This is a genomic window from Actinoplanes philippinensis (genome assembly GCF_900113015.1).
Taxonomy (GTDB): Bacteria; Actinomycetota; Actinomycetes; order Mycobacteriales; family Micromonosporaceae; genus Actinoplanes; species Actinoplanes philippinensis.
The window spans coordinates 278,655-293,818 of record NZ_FONV01000013.1; the positions used below are offsets into that span (position 1 = coordinate 278,655).

The 15,164-nt window shown below is 70.9% G+C and carries 15 protein-coding genes; 6 read left to right on the plus strand and 9 right to left on the minus strand.

The features are described 5' to 3' along the window. Nucleotides 1-30: 30 nt before the first annotated feature. From rlmN to rpsB, 6 genes are all read right to left on the minus strand, one after another. Nucleotides 31-1,224, minus strand: a complete 1,194-nt coding sequence (gene rlmN / locus BM290_RS33485) for a dual-specificity RNA methyltransferase RlmN (RefSeq protein ID WP_093619922.1) — start codon at nucleotides 1,222-1,224, stop codon at nucleotides 31-33. Nucleotides 1,225-1,267: 43 nt separating this feature from the next. Further along, a complete protein-coding gene (locus BM290_RS33490; RefSeq protein WP_093619923.1) occupies nucleotides 1,268-2,269 on the minus strand; it encodes a phosphatidate cytidylyltransferase in 1,002 nt (333 codons plus the stop codon). 233 nt (nucleotides 2,270-2,502) lie between these two features. Next, complete coding sequence (frr, locus tag BM290_RS33495) at nucleotides 2,503-3,060, minus strand: ribosome recycling factor (protein WP_093619924.1); 558 nt, start codon at nucleotides 3,058-3,060, stop codon at nucleotides 2,503-2,505. Nucleotides 3,061-3,121: 61 nt separating this feature from the next. Then, nucleotides 3,122-3,832, minus strand: a complete 711-nt coding sequence (pyrH, locus tag BM290_RS33500; RefSeq protein WP_218163307.1) for a UMP kinase — start codon at nucleotides 3,830-3,832, stop codon at nucleotides 3,122-3,124. A 159-nt stretch (nucleotides 3,833-3,991) separates the two neighbouring features. Beyond that, complete coding sequence (gene tsf, locus BM290_RS33505; protein WP_093619926.1) at nucleotides 3,992-4,822, minus strand: translation elongation factor Ts; 831 nt, start codon at nucleotides 4,820-4,822, stop codon at nucleotides 3,992-3,994. Between the two features lie 29 nt (nucleotides 4,823-4,851). Continuing rightward, nucleotides 4,852-5,712 (minus strand): 30S ribosomal protein S2, encoded by an 861-nt coding sequence (rpsB, locus tag BM290_RS33510; protein ID WP_093619927.1) that lies wholly within the window; start codon nucleotides 5,710-5,712, stop codon nucleotides 4,852-4,854. A gap of 335 nt (nucleotides 5,713-6,047) precedes the next feature. On the opposite strand from rpsB, the gene BM290_RS33515 reads away from it, so the two are divergent. The 3 genes from BM290_RS33515 to BM290_RS33525 all read left to right on the plus strand — a co-directional run bounded on the left by BM290_RS33515 (nucleotide 6,048) and on the right by BM290_RS33525 (nucleotide 9,631). Continuing rightward, nucleotides 6,048-6,407, plus strand: a complete 360-nt coding sequence (locus BM290_RS33515; RefSeq protein WP_093619928.1) for a YraN family protein — start codon at nucleotides 6,048-6,050, stop codon at nucleotides 6,405-6,407. Next, on the plus strand, nucleotides 6,407-7,942 hold the full coding sequence (locus tag BM290_RS33520; protein WP_093619929.1) for a YifB family Mg chelatase-like AAA ATPase: 1,536 nt from the start codon (nucleotides 6,407-6,409) through the stop codon (nucleotides 7,940-7,942). The genes BM290_RS33515 and BM290_RS33520 overlap by 1 nt, the downstream gene beginning before the upstream one ends. 468 nt (nucleotides 7,943-8,410) lie before the next feature. Beyond that, nucleotides 8,411-9,631 carry a DNA-processing protein DprA gene (locus tag BM290_RS33525; protein ID WP_239143824.1) on the plus strand — a complete coding sequence of 407 codons (1,221 nt, stop codon included), beginning with the start codon at nucleotides 8,411-8,413 and terminating at the stop codon, nucleotides 9,629-9,631. 117 nt (nucleotides 9,632-9,748) lie between these two features. Here BM290_RS33525 and BM290_RS33530 read toward each other — a convergent pair whose 3' ends face one another. Then, complete coding sequence (locus BM290_RS33530; protein ID WP_052164533.1) at nucleotides 9,749-9,934, minus strand: AlpA family phage regulatory protein; 186 nt, start codon at nucleotides 9,932-9,934, stop codon at nucleotides 9,749-9,751. Between the two features lie 488 nt (nucleotides 9,935-10,422). Here BM290_RS33530 and BM290_RS33535 point away from each other — a divergent pair, with 488 nt between their 5' ends. Further along, nucleotides 10,423-10,713, plus strand: coding sequence for a hypothetical protein (locus BM290_RS33535; RefSeq protein ID WP_239143823.1), 291 nt, complete (start codon nucleotides 10,423-10,425; stop codon nucleotides 10,711-10,713). A gap of 965 nt (nucleotides 10,714-11,678) precedes the next feature. Here the strand turns inward: BM290_RS33535 and BM290_RS33540 are convergent. Beyond that, entirely contained in the window at nucleotides 11,679-12,140 is a 462-nt protein-coding gene (locus tag BM290_RS33540; RefSeq protein WP_093619931.1) for a pyridoxamine 5'-phosphate oxidase family protein, read from the minus strand. Nucleotides 12,141-12,213: 73 nt separating this feature from the next. Between BM290_RS33540 and BM290_RS33545 the strand changes: the two genes are divergently transcribed. Continuing rightward, a complete protein-coding gene (locus tag BM290_RS33545; protein ID WP_093619932.1) occupies nucleotides 12,214-13,359 on the plus strand; it encodes a tyrosine recombinase XerC in 1,146 nt (381 codons plus the stop codon). Nucleotides 13,360-13,377: 18 nt separating this feature from the next. Next, nucleotides 13,378-14,571, plus strand: a complete 1,194-nt coding sequence (locus BM290_RS33550; RefSeq protein ID WP_093619933.1) for an aminotransferase class V-fold PLP-dependent enzyme — start codon at nucleotides 13,378-13,380, stop codon at nucleotides 14,569-14,571. Between the two features lie 85 nt (nucleotides 14,572-14,656). On the opposite strand, the gene BM290_RS33555 is transcribed toward BM290_RS33550, so the two are convergent. Then, nucleotides 14,657-15,121, minus strand: coding sequence for a murein hydrolase activator EnvC family protein (locus BM290_RS33555; RefSeq protein ID WP_093619934.1), 465 nt, complete (start codon nucleotides 15,119-15,121; stop codon nucleotides 14,657-14,659). Between the last annotated feature and the right edge of the window lie 43 nt (nucleotides 15,122-15,164).

A 15,164-nucleotide genomic window follows, 5' to 3' on the forward strand; every position in this document is an offset into this window, starting at 1 on the left:
CCCACTCCGCTCGCTGGGACCTGCGCCCAGTCACTGTGCCACCTCCGCGTCGGCTGCGGCGCCCCCTGCGCTCGCGTCCGTCAGCTCACCCGCGGCCAGCTGGCCGCATGCGCCGTCGATCTCCCGCCCCCGGGTGTCGCGAACCGTCGTCGAGACACCGGCCTCCTGCAACCGGCGGACGAACTCGCGCTCGACCGGTTTCGGGCTCGCATCCCACTTGCTGCCCGGTGTCGGGTTCAGCGGGATGAGATTCACATGGGCCAGCTTGCCTCTCAGAAGACGGCCGAGCAGGTCGGCACGCCAGGGCTGATCGTTTACGTCCCTGATCAGGGCGTATTCGATGGAAACCCGGCGACCGGTCTGTGCCGCGTAGTCAAACGCGGCGTCGAGCACCTCGGCCACCTTCCAACGCTGGTTGACAGGCACAAGCTCATCGCGCAGATCATCATCGGGGGCGTGAAGTGACAGCGCAAGAGTCACGGAGAGCTGTTCAGCGATCAACCGCCGCATAGCGGGCACCAAACCCACCGTGGACACCGTGATGTGCCGTTGTGACAGCCCCAGGCCCTCCGGAGCGGGGGCGGTCAGCCGCCGCACCGTCTCGATCACCCGCGGATAGTTCGCCAGCGGCTCGCCCATCCCCATGAAGACCACGCGGGACAGCCGCGGCGGGGAACCGGTCACCGCGCCGGAGGCGGCCACCCCCGCCAGATAGACGACCTGGTCCACGATCTCCGCCACCGACAGGTTGCGGGTCAGGCCCTGCTGGCCGGTCGCGCAGAACGGGCACGCCATGCCGCACCCGGCCTGGCTGGAGACACAGGCCGTCACCCGGTCGGGGTAACCCATCAGGACGCTCTCCACGAGCGCGCCGTCGTGCAGCCGCCACAGTGTCTTGCGGGTCGCGCCGTCGTCACACGCCTGCTCCCGGACCGGGGTGAGCAGGGTGGGCAGCAGATCCGCGGTCAGCCTGTCACGCGAGCCGGCCGGCAGGTCGGTCATCTCGGCGGCATCCCGCACCAGGCGGCCGAAGTAGTGGGTGGAGAGCTGCTTGGCCCGGAACGCGGGCTCACCCAGGCTCGTGACCGCGCTCTTGCGGGCCGCGAGATCCATGTCGGCGAGATGGCGCGGAGGCATGCTGGGGCGGCGGCGTGTTTTCGTCAGGCCGGACGGCAGGATGTCGGGCTGATCGGGACTGATCGGGATGACCGGAAGAATCGTCATGGCGTATCCAGTCTCCCACGTCCGCCGAGTAGGTCGCCCACAGCTAGCTCGGCGTGATGATCGAGAAGAGCAGGTATGCGGTCGGGACGGCGAACAGGATCGAGTCCAGACGATCCATCAGGCCGCCGTGCCCGGGCAGCAGGTTGCTCATGTCCTTGACCTTCAGATCCCGCTTCAGCATCGACTCGGCCAGGTCGCCGAGGACCGCCACCACCGAGATGACCGCGCCGAACAGCAGGCCCCAGTGGACTCCGATGTCCAGCAGGAAGAAGAGCAGCGCGCTGCTGCCGATCGCGGCGGCCGTCACCGAGCCGGCGAAGCCCTCCCACGACTTCTTCGGGCTGATCTTCGGCGCCATCGGGTGCTTGCCCAGGAAGACACCGGCCGCGTAGCCACCGGTGTCCGAGAGCACCACGGCGACCAGGGTGCAGATCACCATGAGTGGCCCGTCACTCTCGTCCATCCGCACCAGCATCGCCGCGAAGCTCAGCAGGAACGGCCCGTAGACGGCGATCAGCACACTCGGCGTGAAGTCACGGCGCACCGCCGCCACACCGTCGGCCAGGCGCCACAGCACGGCCGCGCCGACCGTCACCAACAGCCCCAGGACCAGTGCGTCGGCCCCCTCATACCAGGCCAGGCCGGTCATCAGGACGCTGCCGGCGAGCAGGGGGATCAACGGCGGGTTGGCGCCCGTGGTGGACAGCGCGCGGGCCATCTCCCAGGCGCCGATGCCGGACGCCGCCACCAGCACGGCCAGCAGGGCCATCGGCTGGATCAGCAGCGAGGCGAGCACGACCAGGCCCAGGCTCAGGCCGACCGCGATGGCCGCCGGCAGATTGCGGCCCGCGCGGCCCCCGCCCTGCGGCTTACGGCCGCGGCCCGCCCGACGGCGGCCTCGGCCGCCCTCCCCACGTGGGGCGGCCTCGCTCACCGGCTCCGTCCCGGCATACGCATTCGGATCCTCTGACTCATGGAAGTACGACGCCGGCACGCTCGTGTCGTCGCCGGGAATCTGCCGGGCACGGGGATCGACGTAGGACATCAGACCTCGGGCGGGGTGGTAGGCGGGATCGCCGCCGAACGGACTGACAAAGCCGGACCCCTACCTGCTACTCACACTCACACTCTCACTGGAACCGTGCAGAGCGTACTGCAAAGGTGACGCCGGAACAGCTCTCGAGATGGCGGGCAATTTGACCGCGGGTGAACCGCCCCTGGCCGAACAGGGGAGAAGCCCGGCCCCTCCGGGGAGGTCGGCCGGGCTTCATCCGATGCTCAGACTTCGAGGAGCTCGGCTTCCTTGTGCTTGAGCAGCTCGTCGATGACGGCGACGTAGCGGTGCGTCACGTCGTCGAGCTCCTTCTCCGCACGACGGCCGTCGTCCTCGCCGGTCTCGCCGTCCTTGACCAGCTTATCGATCTGGTCCTTGGCCTTACGGCGCACGTTACGGATCGCGACACGCCCGTCCTCGGCCTTGCCACGGGCCACCTTGATCATTTCGCGGCGGCGCTCCTCCGTCATCTGCGGGAGGTGGATGCGCAGTTGCGTACCCTCGTTGTTGGGGTTGACCCCCAGGTCGGAGTCACGGATGGCCCGCTCGATCGGGCCCAGCTGGGACGCGTCGTACGGCTTGACGATGACCATGCGCGGCTCCGGAACGCCGACGGACGCCATCTGCGTCACCGGCGTGGGCGCGCCGTAGTAGTCGACCAGGATCTTGGAGAACATCGCGGGAGTGGCCCGGCCGGTCCGAATGGCGGCGAACTCCTCCTTGGCGTGCTCGACCGCGCTCTCCATCTTCTCCTCGGCCTCGAAGAGGGTTTCCTCGATCACCGGCTCTTCTCGCCTCCTTGCTGTCTTCGGTGGTGCGGGATGTGGGGACGTGAACGCGACCTCAGTCGGCGGTGATCAGGGTGCCGATCCGCTCGCCGGCGCACGCACGCACGATGGTGTCGTCGCCCTCCGCGCCGAAGATCAGCATCGGCAGTTTGTTCTCCTGGCAGAGGCTGAAGGCGGCCTGGTCGGCCACTCGGAGCCCGCGCAGCAGAACCTCCTGGAAGGTGATGGACTCCAGCTTCTGAGCGCTGGGATCGACCCGCGGGTCGGCGGTGTAGACGCCGTCGACGCCGTTCTTGCTCATCAGCACCATGTCGGCCCGGATCTCCAGCGCGCGCTGGGCGGTGACCGTGTCGGTGGAGAAATACGGCATGCCGGCGCCGGCGCCGAAGATCACGACGCGGCCCTTCTCCAGGTGCCGGATGGCGCGCAGCGGGAGGTAGGGCTCGGCGACCTGGGCCATCGTGATGGCGGTCTGCACGCGCGTCTCGATGCCCTCCTTCTCCAGGAAGTCCTGGAGGGCCAGGCAGTTCATCACCGTCCCGAGCATGCCCATGTAGTCGGCCCGGTTGCGGTCCATACCGCGTTTCTGCAGCTCCGCGCCGCGGAAGAAGTTACCGCCACCGACCACGACCGCGACCTGGATGCCGCGCCGGATGACGGTGGCGATCTGCTTGGCCAGCGACTGCACCACGTCGGGCTCGACACCGACGTCGCCGCCGCCGAACACCTCGCCGGAAAGTTTGAGAACGACCCGCCGAGGGCGCATGGTCGGCAGGCTCTGATCGTCGGCCGTGGCGGACTGCTCGGTCACCATCGTCATGAGACCCGCCTTCCCTTCTCCATCTGTCAAGAGACCTTATGCGACCGGGAGGCCGGGCGCTCAATCGCGTACCCGACCTCCCGACGCATTGCTTTCGGTGCTGCCTTACTCCTGGCCGACCTCGAACCGGACGAACCGGGTGATCTCGATGCCCGCCTCGGTGGCGATCTGCTTGACCGTCTTCTTGTTGTCGACGACCGAAGCCTGCTCCAGCAGGACGAAGTCCTTGAAGAAGGAGTTCACCCGGCCCTCGATGATCTTGGGCAGAGCCTGCTCGGGCTTGCCCTCCTCACGAGCGGTCTGCTCGGCGACGCGGCGCTCGGTCTCGACGACCTCGGCCGGCACCTCCTCGCGGCTCAGGAACTTCGGCCGCATCGCGGTGATCTGCATGCCGATGCCGCGGGCGTCCGAGTCGGCCGCCTCGTCGTTCTTGCCGGTGTACTGCACCAGGACACCGACCTGCGGCGGCAGGTCCTGCGCCTTGCGGTGCAGGTAGACCGCGACGGTGCCGTCGACGATCGTGAAGCGGTTGACCACGATCTTCTCGCCGATCTTCGCGGCGTACTCCTCGACGGTCTCGGCGACGGTCTTGCCGTCCTCCAGCGTCGAGGCGAGCAGCGCGGCGGCGTCGGCGACCTTGTTCTGCTCACCGAACTCGACCAGGCGCTGGCCCAGGGCGACGAAGTCCGGGGTCTTGGCGACGAAGTCGGTCTCGCAGTTCAGCTCGAGCAGCGCGCTGCCCGAGTGGCTGACGATGCCGTTGGCGGCGGTACGGCCGGCCCGCTTGCCGACGTCCTTCGCGCCCTTGATGCGCAGGAACTCGACGGCCTTGTCGAAGTCGCCCTCGGACTCCTCGAGCGCCTTCTTGCAGTCCATCATGCCGGCACCGGTGAGGTCGCGGAGCTTCTTCACGTCCGCGGCGGTGTAGTTAGCCATGACTCTTCTCTCGATGTCAGTCGGTTGACTTACTCAGCAGCGACGGCAGCGGGGGCGGGAGCCTCGGCAGCGGCGGCCGGCTCCTCGGCCTTCTTCTCGGCGCCCTCGTAGAGGTCCCGCTCCCACTCGGGCAGCGGCTCGCCGGCGGCGACGGTGCCCGCCTCGGGCTTCTCGTCGGCGTTGCCACCACGGCCACGGCCGGACCGGGCGATCAGGCCGTCGGCAACGGCGGCCGCGATGACCTTGGTCAGCAGCTCGGCGGAGCGGATCGCGTCGTCGTTGCCCGGGATCGGGAAGTCGACCTCGTCCGGGTCACAGTTGGTGTCCAGCACCGCGATGACCGGGATGTTCAGCTTCCGGGCCTCGTCGACGGCGATGTGCTCCTTCTTGGTGTCCACGACCCAGATCGCCGACGGCGTCTTGGTCATGTCACGCAGACCGCCGAGGGTCTTGGTGAGCTTGGTCTTCTCGCGGAAGAGCTGCAGGGTCTCCTTCTTGGTGTAACCCGCGGCGGTGCCGGTCAGGTCACCCAGAGCCTCGAGCTCCTTCATGCGCTGGAGCCGCTTGTACACGGTCTGGAAGTTGGTCAGCATGCCGCCGAGCCAACGGTGGTTCACGTACGGCTGGCCGACCCGCGTCGCCTGCTCGGCGATGGCCTCCTGGGCCTGCTTCTTGGTGCCGACGAAGAGGATGTGGCCACCCTCGGCGACGGTGTCACGCACGAAGCTGTACGCCTTCTCGATGTAGTCGAGGGTCTGGCGCAGGTCGATGATGTAGATGCCGTTGCGCTCGGTGAAGATGAAGCGCTTCATCTTCGGGTTCCAGCGCCGGGTCTGGTGCCCGAAGTGGACACCGCTCTCCAGCAGCTGACGCATGGTCACTACGGCCATGGTTGTTACTCCCTGATCTTCCCTGGTTGTCACGCTCACCGGCGGTGGGCGTCCTGGCGCCCGGTCGGTGGCCGCAGTCGGGCCCGACGAGATCGGGACCAGGGAGGGCCGCCGCCTCCGGCCGTCGCTGAAGATCAGCGCTCGGAACCGTAGGAGGGCGCGCGAGGTCGACCGCCTGGGCGGTCGCCGTGGACAAGCATACGCCAAGCCGGTTCCCCCGCCGGTCCCGCCTCGTGGCTAGCACACTCCCGCGCCCGGCGGCCGGTCGTCCACATCACCGGCCGATCCACAGGCCGTCGCGCAGGGTGATCGGAAGTCTGTGAACGTGCCGGGCCATGACGACTCAGCGACGGGCGATCGGCGCCTACGGCGAGCGGCTGGCCGCACAGCACCTCCAGGAGACCGGTCTCACACTGCTGCATCGCAACTGGCGCTGCGCGGACGGCGAGATAGATCTCATCCTGCGCGACGGCGCCGACCTGGTGTTCTGCGAGGTCAAGACCCGGCGTTCGGCGGCCTTCGGCCCGCCGTCGGCAGCGGTCGATCACCGCAAGGTGCGCCGGTTACGGCTTCTGGCCATCCGCTTCCTGACCGATTCGGGGGTACGAGCGGAGCGCATCCGTTTCGACGTGGTGGAGGTCCTGCCGCAACGCCGCGGCGCCACCCGCCTGGTCCACATCCGGGACGCGTTCTGATGGGCTACGCACGCGTCCTCTGCGCCGGGCTGCTCGGCGTCGCCGGCCACCTCGTCGAGGTCGAGGCCGACCTGTCCAACGGACTGCCCACCCTCCTGCTCACCGGCCTGCCCGACACCGCTCTCAACGAGGCCCGCGACCGGGTCCGCGCCGCCATCGTCAACTCCGGCCGCGACTGGCCCAACCGGCGGATCACCGTCAACCTGCTGCCCGCGGCGCTGCCCAAACACGGCTCCGGCTTCGACATCGCGATCGCCGCCGCGGTCCTCGCCGGGGCCGGGGAGCTGCCGCCGGCCCGCCTCGACGGGGTCGCGCTCATCGGCGAGCTCGGCCTCGACGGGACGGTCCGGCCGGTGCGGGGTGTGCTGCCGATGGTCGCGGCGGCGGCCCGGGCCGGGATCAGCCGGGTCATCGTGCCGGTGGCCAACGCGTGCGAGGCGACAGTGGTGCCCGGGGTCACCGTGCGGGCGGTCGACACGCTGCAGCGGCTCGTCGCGTTCGCCGAGGGCACCGGGACGCTGCTGGACCCGCCGGCCGTGCCGGCCGCTCCCCCGCCTGCCGGTCCCGACCTGGCCGACCTCGCCGGCCAGGAGACCGGGCGGTACGCCCTGGAGATCGCCGCCGCCGGCGGCCACCACCTGGCCCTCTTCGGGCCGCCCGGCGCCGGCAAGACCATGCTCGCCGAGCGGCTCCCGTCGATCCTGCCGGAGCTCGACGACGAGGCGGCCCTCGAGGTCACCGCCCTCCAGTCGATCGCCGGAGTGCTGCCCGCCGACGGGCGGCTGATCCGCCGGCCACCGTTCCAGGCCCCGCACCACAGCTCCAGCCTGGCCGCCCTCGTCGGCGGCGGATCCGGCGTGATCCGGCCCGGCGCCCTCTCCCTCGCCCACCGCGGCGTCCTCTTCCTCGACGAGGTGCCCGAGATGAGCCGGACCACGCTGCAGGCGCTGCGGCAGCCGCTGGAGAGCGGACGCGTCGTGTTGTCCCGGGCCCGCGGCACCACCGAGTACCCGGCCCGCGCCCAGCTCATCGTCGCCGCCAACCCCTGCCCGTGCGCCTCCCCGGCCGGCGACCACGCCTGCCACTGCCCGCCCACGGTGCGGCGGCGCTACCTGGGACGGCTGTCCGGGCCGCTGCTCGACCGCATCGACATGCGGGTCAACCTGCTCCCGGTCCGCGCCGCACAGCTGATGGCCGACACGGCGCCCGCCGAGCCGTCCCGGACCGTCGCCGCCCGGGTGGTCCGCGCCCGTGAGGCGGCGGCCGCACGCTGGGCCGCCGACGGGTGGCGGGTCAACGCCGAGGTGCCCGGGTCCGTCCTGCGGCGCTCCCCGTGGCGGCTGCCGTCCCGCGACACGGCGGTCCTGCACGGCGCGCTGGACCGGGGCACCCTCTCCGCCCGCGGCTACGACCGCTGCCTACGCCTCGCCTGGACGGTGGCCGACCTCGACGGAAGAGACCGTCCCTCGGAGGGCGACGTGTGCGAGGCCTACCAGTTGCGCATGGGAGAGGCGGCCCATCGTGTCCCGAAGTGACTGCCTCCTGGCGTACCCCTTCTCGCCGTCACGTCTCCGCTGCCGGGCCGCCCTTCCTTCCGCCCTCGTCCCCACCGTGTTCTCCGCCCCGGGCGCCTCCTTCCCTCTCCGTCGGCTGGACGCCCGCCCACCTCTCCGGCCCGGACCCATGCCGTTCCGCCGGCTGGACGCCGGCCCACCTCTCCGGCCCGGACCCATGCCGTTCCTTCGTCTGAGCTCCCTCGGCTGCCGCCGGCTGCGATCCGTGTCACTCGTCCGGCCGGGGGCCATACGGCTCCTCCGGTGGCGATTTGCCGCACTCGTCCGGCAGCGACCCGTGCCGCTTCTCCGGCCACGGCGATCCGGCTCGCCATTTCTCGTTCCACGGTCCGTCCCCCGCGCCCAGCGGCGGTCTGGCCCGTCACCGCTCCAACCCCTGCGGTCGGGGCCTTCTCTTCTTCTCGATCGGAGCATCTTGTGGAGGTTTCGATGTCTGCTGCCGGCATGAACGGGACCTGCCCGCCCGGCGGTCCGGAGGATCGGGCCGCCCGTGTGGCGCTGACCTGGCTCGCCGAGCCCGGAAACCGCGCCGTCTGGACCCTCGTGCATCAGGCCGGCGCCCCGGCGACCCTGGACCGGCTGCTCAGCGGCGACATCCCGGACGCCCGGCTGCGGGGCGCGGTCGCCGCCCGATCGGCCGCCGGTGACCCACGCCGGATGGCGGAGATCGTGCTGCGGCGGGCCGACCGCCTCGGCGCCCGCCTCGTGGTCCCGGCCGACGACGAGTGGCCCCGGCGGGTCGCCGATCTGGCCGCCATGGAGATGGACACCGGCGGCCGGATCAACAGCGACATCCGCCCGCCGCTCTGCTTCTGGGTGCGCGGGCCGTGGCCGCTCGGCGAGACGCTGGAACGGTCGGTGGCGATCATCGGCGCGCGGGCCGCCACGAGCTACGGAATCCACGTCACCGGCGAACTGGCGGCGGGAATCAGCAAGAGCGGATGGACGGTGCTGTCCGGGGGCGCGTTCGGGATCGACGCCGCCGCCCACCGTGGGGCGATCTCCGGCGGCGGCCGCACCGTGGCTGTCCTGGCCTGCGGCATCGACCGGCCCTACCCGGCCGGGAACACCGCGCTGTTCGACCGGATCGCCGACACCGGCCTGCTCATCAGCGAGTGGCCGATCGGCGCCGAACCGCTTCGGCACCGGTTCCTGATCCGGAACCGGGTCATCGCCGCCGCGACCGCGGGCACCGTCGTCGTCGAAGCGGCCGCACGCAGCGGGGCCGCACAGACGATGAGCCGCGTGCTGGCGCTCGACCGGCCGGCGATGGTCGTCCCGGGACCGGTGACTTCGGCGATGTCGGTCGGGTGCCACGAGATCCTGCGGAACAATCCATACGCACGGGTGGTCACCTCCGCCGGCGAAGTGCTCGAGGAGATCGGGCGGATCGGCGAGTACTACGCCGAGACACCACGCGGGCCGGAACGCCGCCATGACCACCTGGACGAGGAGACCGCCCTCGTCCTGGAGGCGCTGCCACGGAACGGCTCGGTGACTCCGGAGCAGGTCGCGGCCGAGGCACGGCTGAATCTGCGCACGGTGCTGCGACGACTGTCGCTTCTCGAGATCGCGGGGCTGGTGGCGCGTACCGGTGACGGTGTCGCCCTCGCCCACGTCTCGGGACGGAACCGGCATGATGCCGGCTGATCGGACAGCCGGCATCATGCCGGAGGCATGGTGACGACCGGCCCGTCACCGAACGGCCGCCGCGTCAGCGACGACCGGCGCCGAGCCGGTCAATGGTCACCCCGGTGACCGGACGAGTCAGTCCTCGGACTCGTCCAGGTCCCGGCGGTGGACCTTCATCCACGCCTCGACGTCCTCCGTCAGCCATACCTTGCCCTGGGCAAGGTCGGCCACCGGCTTCGGAAAGTCGGCACGGCTGGTGATCTGGTACGCCCGCTGTCGGCTCACTCCGCCCAGACGGATACGGATCTCGTGTGCGCCCATGAGGCGGATCGGCTTCACTCCCACATGATCGACCGTAGGCGCGGGACTATTAGTCTCTGACCAAGTTGTTAGGAGACAGCTAGTCCTCGGCCTATTAAGGTGGTCCCATGCCTAGCAGTCGCCGGCCTAGTGATCCGGTACCCCATCATCCGAACCATCGCCGGGACTGGCGGACCCTGTGGAGGCGCTGCATATGCGGGCTTCCGGCGCCCTGCATCGACCGCTTCCCGCCACCGCCGCCACCGCCCTATCCACGGCCCGAGTACCCCGCCCCTGATCAGCGGACATCCGGCGGCGGCACGGTCTACCGCTCCCGGACCGCTCCTCCCGGCTCCGGCGCTCCGATCACGCCGGACGGCCAGACCCGGCCGGCTCATCCGGACGGGAACGTGGGACGCGCGGGCCGCCTGACCCCAGCCCAGGAGCACCGCGTCAACCAGGGCGGGCGGCGGCGGACCCGTCGCCAGCCCCGCAGTCATTGAGATCCCGTGACCGAGCGGCCGATCACTTTCGGGGGAATCTTGCCCACAATTCCGGAGTCCGAGCACCTGCACGACCGCCCGCACTGGCGTTGCCGCACCTGCGACGACCCATGGCCGTGCGCGGAGGCCCGGGCGCGCCTGCTCGAGGAGTATCGCGAGTTTCCGTCACTGCTGAGGATCTACCTGTCCGCCCAGATGTACGAGGCCCTCGACGACCTGACCGCCGATGGCCGGCCGCTGCCGCTGAACCTGTACGAACGTTTCCTGGCCTGGACCAGAACCCGACCACCCACATGACCGTCACCCGTTGGAGGCGGCCCTCGCACGGCGATCTCCAGAAACTCGCCGCGACAAACGCCATCCCGACGATGGTCGGCATCACCATCACCGGCCACCGCGTTGGCTGACCGGCCACGGCTCCATTCCGCCGAGCCACAGACCTGACGCCGGGCCCTTCCCTCACCGCCGGCGTCGCAGCCCTCATCCAGCCGAGGCCAGGCGCAATCGCAGCCCCATCCCGCCAAGACCAGGCGCAATCGCAGCCCCATCCCGCCAAGACCAGGCGCAATCGCAGCCCCATCCCGCCAAGACCAGGCGGAGCCGCAGCCCCCGTCACGCCGAAACCAGGCGCAATCGCAGCCCCGTCCAGGCGGAATGGCAGGCCGATCCAGCCGAGGGCAGGCGGAGCGGTGCAGGCCGAACCGCACGAACAGCACCCCGTCCCCCCTCGGCATCGCGAGAGCCCGCACCGGGGTGAAGCCAGGGCGAGCGGTACCCGACCAAACCCACACAAACCGCACCCCTGCCGCCGCACACTCCCAGCAATCGGTGAGACCAGCCGGAGCGGCACCCGCCCAAACCACACGAGCCGCGCCCTTGCCGCCGCACACCCCGGACCCGCGAAACCAGCCGGAATGGTGCCCCGCTGAACAGCACGCGCCCGCACCTGTCCCCTACCGGCCAGCGACACATCCCGAACCGAGCGAAGCCAGGCCGAGCAGTGCCCGACCAGACAGCGCGAGCCCGGACGAGCCGCGCCCTGCCGCCCGCAGCCGACGGCAGCCCGAGCCGGATGAAGGCCAAGCCGGGCGGCGACCGGCCACACCACGCGAACTCGCACGAGCTTGGTCCTCCCGCCTCGCAGGTGGCGACACAGCCCGAGCTGGCGAAGCCAGGCCGAAGCGGGGCTGGGCCAGTTCCCGCGAGCCCCCGCCGCGACAAGACCGTGTTCCAGGTGCGCGGATCGGTGTGCGACCCGTGGATCAGGTGCGGGTGCGGCGGTGGTGGCCTCGGCCGGTGTGCCAGGACTCGATCACCAGGTGGTCGGCCGGGATGCCGACATACGTCAGGGCCACCTCGTCGATGTCCAGGCGGAAGAAGGCGGCATCGACATGTGGGGTGTCCGGCGGGGGTGGGATCTCGACGGCTCGGCCGGAGATCTTGGCATCGCCCGGGCCGGCCGACGGATTGTCCGCCGGCGGCTCCAGAGTGGGGCTGTGCATCGCGATCCGAGGGTCGCGGCGTAGGTCTCGAAGCTTTACCGAATCCGGCATCGAGCCGAACGTGATGTCGCCGTCGGTGAATTGGGCCTCGGAAGCGCTGATCCGGGGTGAGCCGTCACGGCGCAACGTGGCGATGGTCTTGTTGGTGCCCGCCTCGAAGAGAGCCCGCACTCGGGCCGCGAACTCGGGGGCGTCTGTCTCGATTTCCTCCCAGCGTGCCATGACCCCGACGCTAGACCCGGGGTACGACAGAAATGCTTGACTGACGGCACTGCTCGATGGACGGTCTGAGGCGATGCGCACACGGGAACTGCACGAAAGACTGCCGACGGCCCTGCGCGCGGCGGTGGACGAGTTCGGCCGGCACCTCGCCGTCGTGGAGGGGCGGTCGGAGCACACGGTCCGGGCCTATGTCGGGGATGTCGTGTCGCTGCTCGATCACGCGGCGGCCGAGGGGCGGAGCGCCGTCGCCGAGTTGGACATCACGGTTCTCCGCGGGTGGCTCGCAGCCCGGATGGGTTCGGGGGCGGCGCGGTCCTCGCAGGCCCGGCGTGCCGCCGCGGCGCGCGCCTTCACCGGGTGGGCGCACCGTACCGGTCTCGCGCCGGACGACCCTGGCGCCCAGCTGGCCAGTCCACGGGCGCACCGCAGTCTGCCCACGGTTCTTCGCGCCGACCAGGCGGCGAGCTTGATGACTCCGGCCGGCAGGGCCACGACCCCCGATGCCGAAGGAGACGGCGCCGGCGCCGCGGAGGCGAGGGCCGCGGAAGGAGCGGCGACCGCCGGATCGGACATGGCTACCGGCGGGCCGGAGAAGGACCGCGCCGAGCCGGGAGCCGGGACTCCTGGTGAAGCCGAGCCGGGAGCCGGGACTCCTGGTGAAAACGCCGGGAGAAGCGGAGGGAAGGCGGGGAGCAAGGGGGAGAACGCTGGGGACGGTCTGGAGATCCGGGATCGGGCGGTTCTCGAGCTGCTCTACGCCACCGGCATCCGGGTCGGGGAACTCTGCTCCCTGAACCGGGCCGACGTCGATCACGCCCGGCAGGTGGTGCGGGTGTTCGGGAAGGGCGCCAAGGAACGGGCCGTCCCGTTCGGGCATCCGGCACGGCGGGCGCTCGACGCCTGGCTGCGCCTGGGCCGCCCGCCGCTGGCCAACCGGTCCAGCCGGGACGCGCTCTTCCTCGGGGCCAAGGGCGGGCGCCTGCAACCGACAGTGGTACGGCGGATCGTCGCGAATGCCGCCCGGGCCGCCGGACTGCCGCACACCAGTCCGCACGATCTGCGGCACTCGGCGGCGACGCACCTGCTGGACGGTGGCGCCGATCTGCGGGCGGTGCAGGAGTTGCTGGGGCACAGTTCGCTGGCGAGCACACAGATCTACACGCATGTGTCGACCGAGCGGCTTCGTGCGGCGTTCAATCAGGCGCATCCACGGGCCTGACATCGTACGATCCACAGCATGAGCGCCCCGGCCGGAGCACCACCGCAACCGATTCCGGGCGCGAGGCTCCTGTTCTCCCTGGATCCGTCGGTGTCCTACCTGAACCATGGCTCGTTCGGCGCGCTCCCGATCAGTGTGCAGCGCGCCCAGCAGCGGCTGCGGGACGAGATGGAGTCGAACCCGTTACGGTTCTTCGCCGTCGGCCTGGAGGACCGGATCGTCCACAGCCGACGGCACATCGCGGCGTTCCTGGGCGCCGACCCGGACGGCAGCGCGCTGATTCAGAACACGACGACGGCGATCTCGATGATCCTGCAGTCGGTGCGGCTCGGGCCGGCCGACGAGGTGCTGCTGACCGATCACGCCTACGGTGCGGTCACGATGGCGGTCCGCAGCCGCTGCCGGCGGTCCGGGGCCAGCGCGCGGACGGTGGCGGTGCCGCTCGGGTTGCCGGCCGAGGGCGTGGTCGCCCGGATCCGGGCGGCGCTGCGGCCCGGCCGCACCAGGTTGCTGGTCATCGACCAGCTCGCGTCGGCCACCGCTGCCCTCTTTCCGGTACGGGAGATCTGCGCCGCCGCCCGTGAGCACGACATCCCGGTGCTGGTGGACGCCGCACACGTGCCGGGCATGCTGCCGGTCGACGTGTCCGCGATCGGCGCCGACTTCTGGGTGGGCAACCTGCACAAGTGGGGCTGGGCGCCGCGTGGCACCGCGCTGATGACAGTGGCGCCCGCCTGGCGTCGCCGCGTCGAGCCACTGGTCGTCTCGTGGGCCCATGACGAGGGGTATCCGGGCGCGATCGAGTTTCAGGGGACTGTCGACTACACGCCCTGGCTGGCCGCGCCGGCCGGGATCTTCACCCTGCGCACACTGGGGCCGGAGGATGTCCGGCGGCACAACGAGGCGCTTGTCTCGTACGGCCAGAGGGTTGTCGGTGAGGCTCTCGGCCTCGCGCCCGCCGACCTGCCGCACCCCGGCGGACCCGGGGTGGCCATGCGGGTGGTGCCGCTGCCGGCCGGGCTGGCGACGACCGCGCCGGAGGCCCAGGCGTTGCGGCAGCACATCGCTGACAAGCTGGCCACCGAGGTGGCGGTGAACGCGTGGGGTGGGCGGGGGCTGCTGCGGCTGAGCGGCCAGGTCTACAACCGGCCGCAGGAGTACGACGTGTTCGCCGAGCGGCTGCCCGGCCTCCTCGCCGAGTACCAGCGCTGACAATGACGAGGACACGGCCGGTCATGGCTTGTCGAGAGGCCGAAGCCGGACGCCGCCCCGGCTAAGCACGGCCAGGAGATCCAGGTCACGGCTTGTCGAGAGGCAGGAGCCGGACGCGGCCCAGGCCGAGCAGGGCCAGGGGATCCAGGTAGACGTCACCTCGGCGGAGGCCCCAGTGCAGGCAGGCGGCCTGGGGGCAGCCGGGATGGCCGGCCTCGACGGTGCCGATCGGGGCGCCCGCCGCGACTGTGTCGCCGGTCTGAACGGATGCGGTGACCGGCTCATACGTGGTGCGCAGACCGCCGGCGTGAAGGATGCTGACGACTCCGCGACCGGCGACCGGCCCGGCATGGACGACGACGCCCCCACCAGCGGCCCGGACCCGGGCGCCCACCGGCGCGCCCAGATCGACCCCGCGGTGGCCGGCCAGCCACGGCTCAGGAGGTGGATCGAAGCGCCGGAGCACCTGGGGCGGCAGCACCGGCCACTGGTAGGACGGCGCGACTCCGAGGGTGGGCAGCAGAAGCAGGACGACGGCGAGAACGTGCATGCCGCCGAGCCTGCCGGGCCGGAGCCCGTGTCGCGACCGCCCC

Excerpts from the sequence above, each read along its gene's own strand:
- BM290_RS33540 (WP_093619931.1), bottom strand. The coding sequence starts at position 12,140 with ATGGCACGCTGGGAGGAAATCGAGACAGACGCCCCCGAGTTCGCGGCC.
- rpsB (WP_093619927.1), bottom strand. The coding sequence starts at position 5,712 with ATGGCCGTAGTGACCATGCGTCAGCTGCTGGAGAGCGGTGTCCACTTC.
- BM290_RS33545 (WP_093619932.1), top strand. The coding sequence starts at position 12,214 with ATGCGCACACGGGAACTGCACGAAAGACTGCCGACGGCCCTGCGCGCG.
- BM290_RS33515 (WP_093619928.1), top strand. The coding sequence starts at position 6,048 with ATGACGACTCAGCGACGGGCGATCGGCGCCTACGGCGAGCGGCTGGCC.
- BM290_RS33530 (WP_052164533.1), bottom strand. The coding sequence starts at position 9,934 with ATGGGCGCACACGAGATCCGTATCCGTCTGGGCGGAGTGAGCCGACAG.
- pyrH (WP_218163307.1), bottom strand. The coding sequence starts at position 3,832 with ATGCGCCCTCGGCGGGTCGTTCTCAAACTTTCCGGCGAGGTGTTCGGC.
- BM290_RS33555 (WP_093619934.1), bottom strand. The coding sequence starts at position 15,121 with ATGCACGTTCTCGCCGTCGTCCTGCTTCTGCTGCCCACCCTCGGAGTC.
- rlmN (WP_093619922.1), bottom strand. The coding sequence starts at position 1,224 with ATGACGATTCTTCCGGTCATCCCGATCAGTCCCGATCAGCCCGACATC.
- tsf (WP_093619926.1), bottom strand. The coding sequence starts at position 4,822 with ATGGCTAACTACACCGCCGCGGACGTGAAGAAGCTCCGCGACCTCACC.
- BM290_RS33550 (WP_093619933.1), top strand. The coding sequence starts at position 13,378 with ATGAGCGCCCCGGCCGGAGCACCACCGCAACCGATTCCGGGCGCGAGG.
- BM290_RS33520 (WP_093619929.1), top strand. The coding sequence starts at position 6,407 with ATGGGCTACGCACGCGTCCTCTGCGCCGGGCTGCTCGGCGTCGCCGGC.
- BM290_RS33490 (WP_093619923.1), bottom strand. The coding sequence starts at position 2,269 with ATGTCCTACGTCGATCCCCGTGCCCGGCAGATTCCCGGCGACGACACG.
- BM290_RS33525 (WP_239143824.1), top strand. The coding sequence starts at position 8,411 with ATGTCTGCTGCCGGCATGAACGGGACCTGCCCGCCCGGCGGTCCGGAG.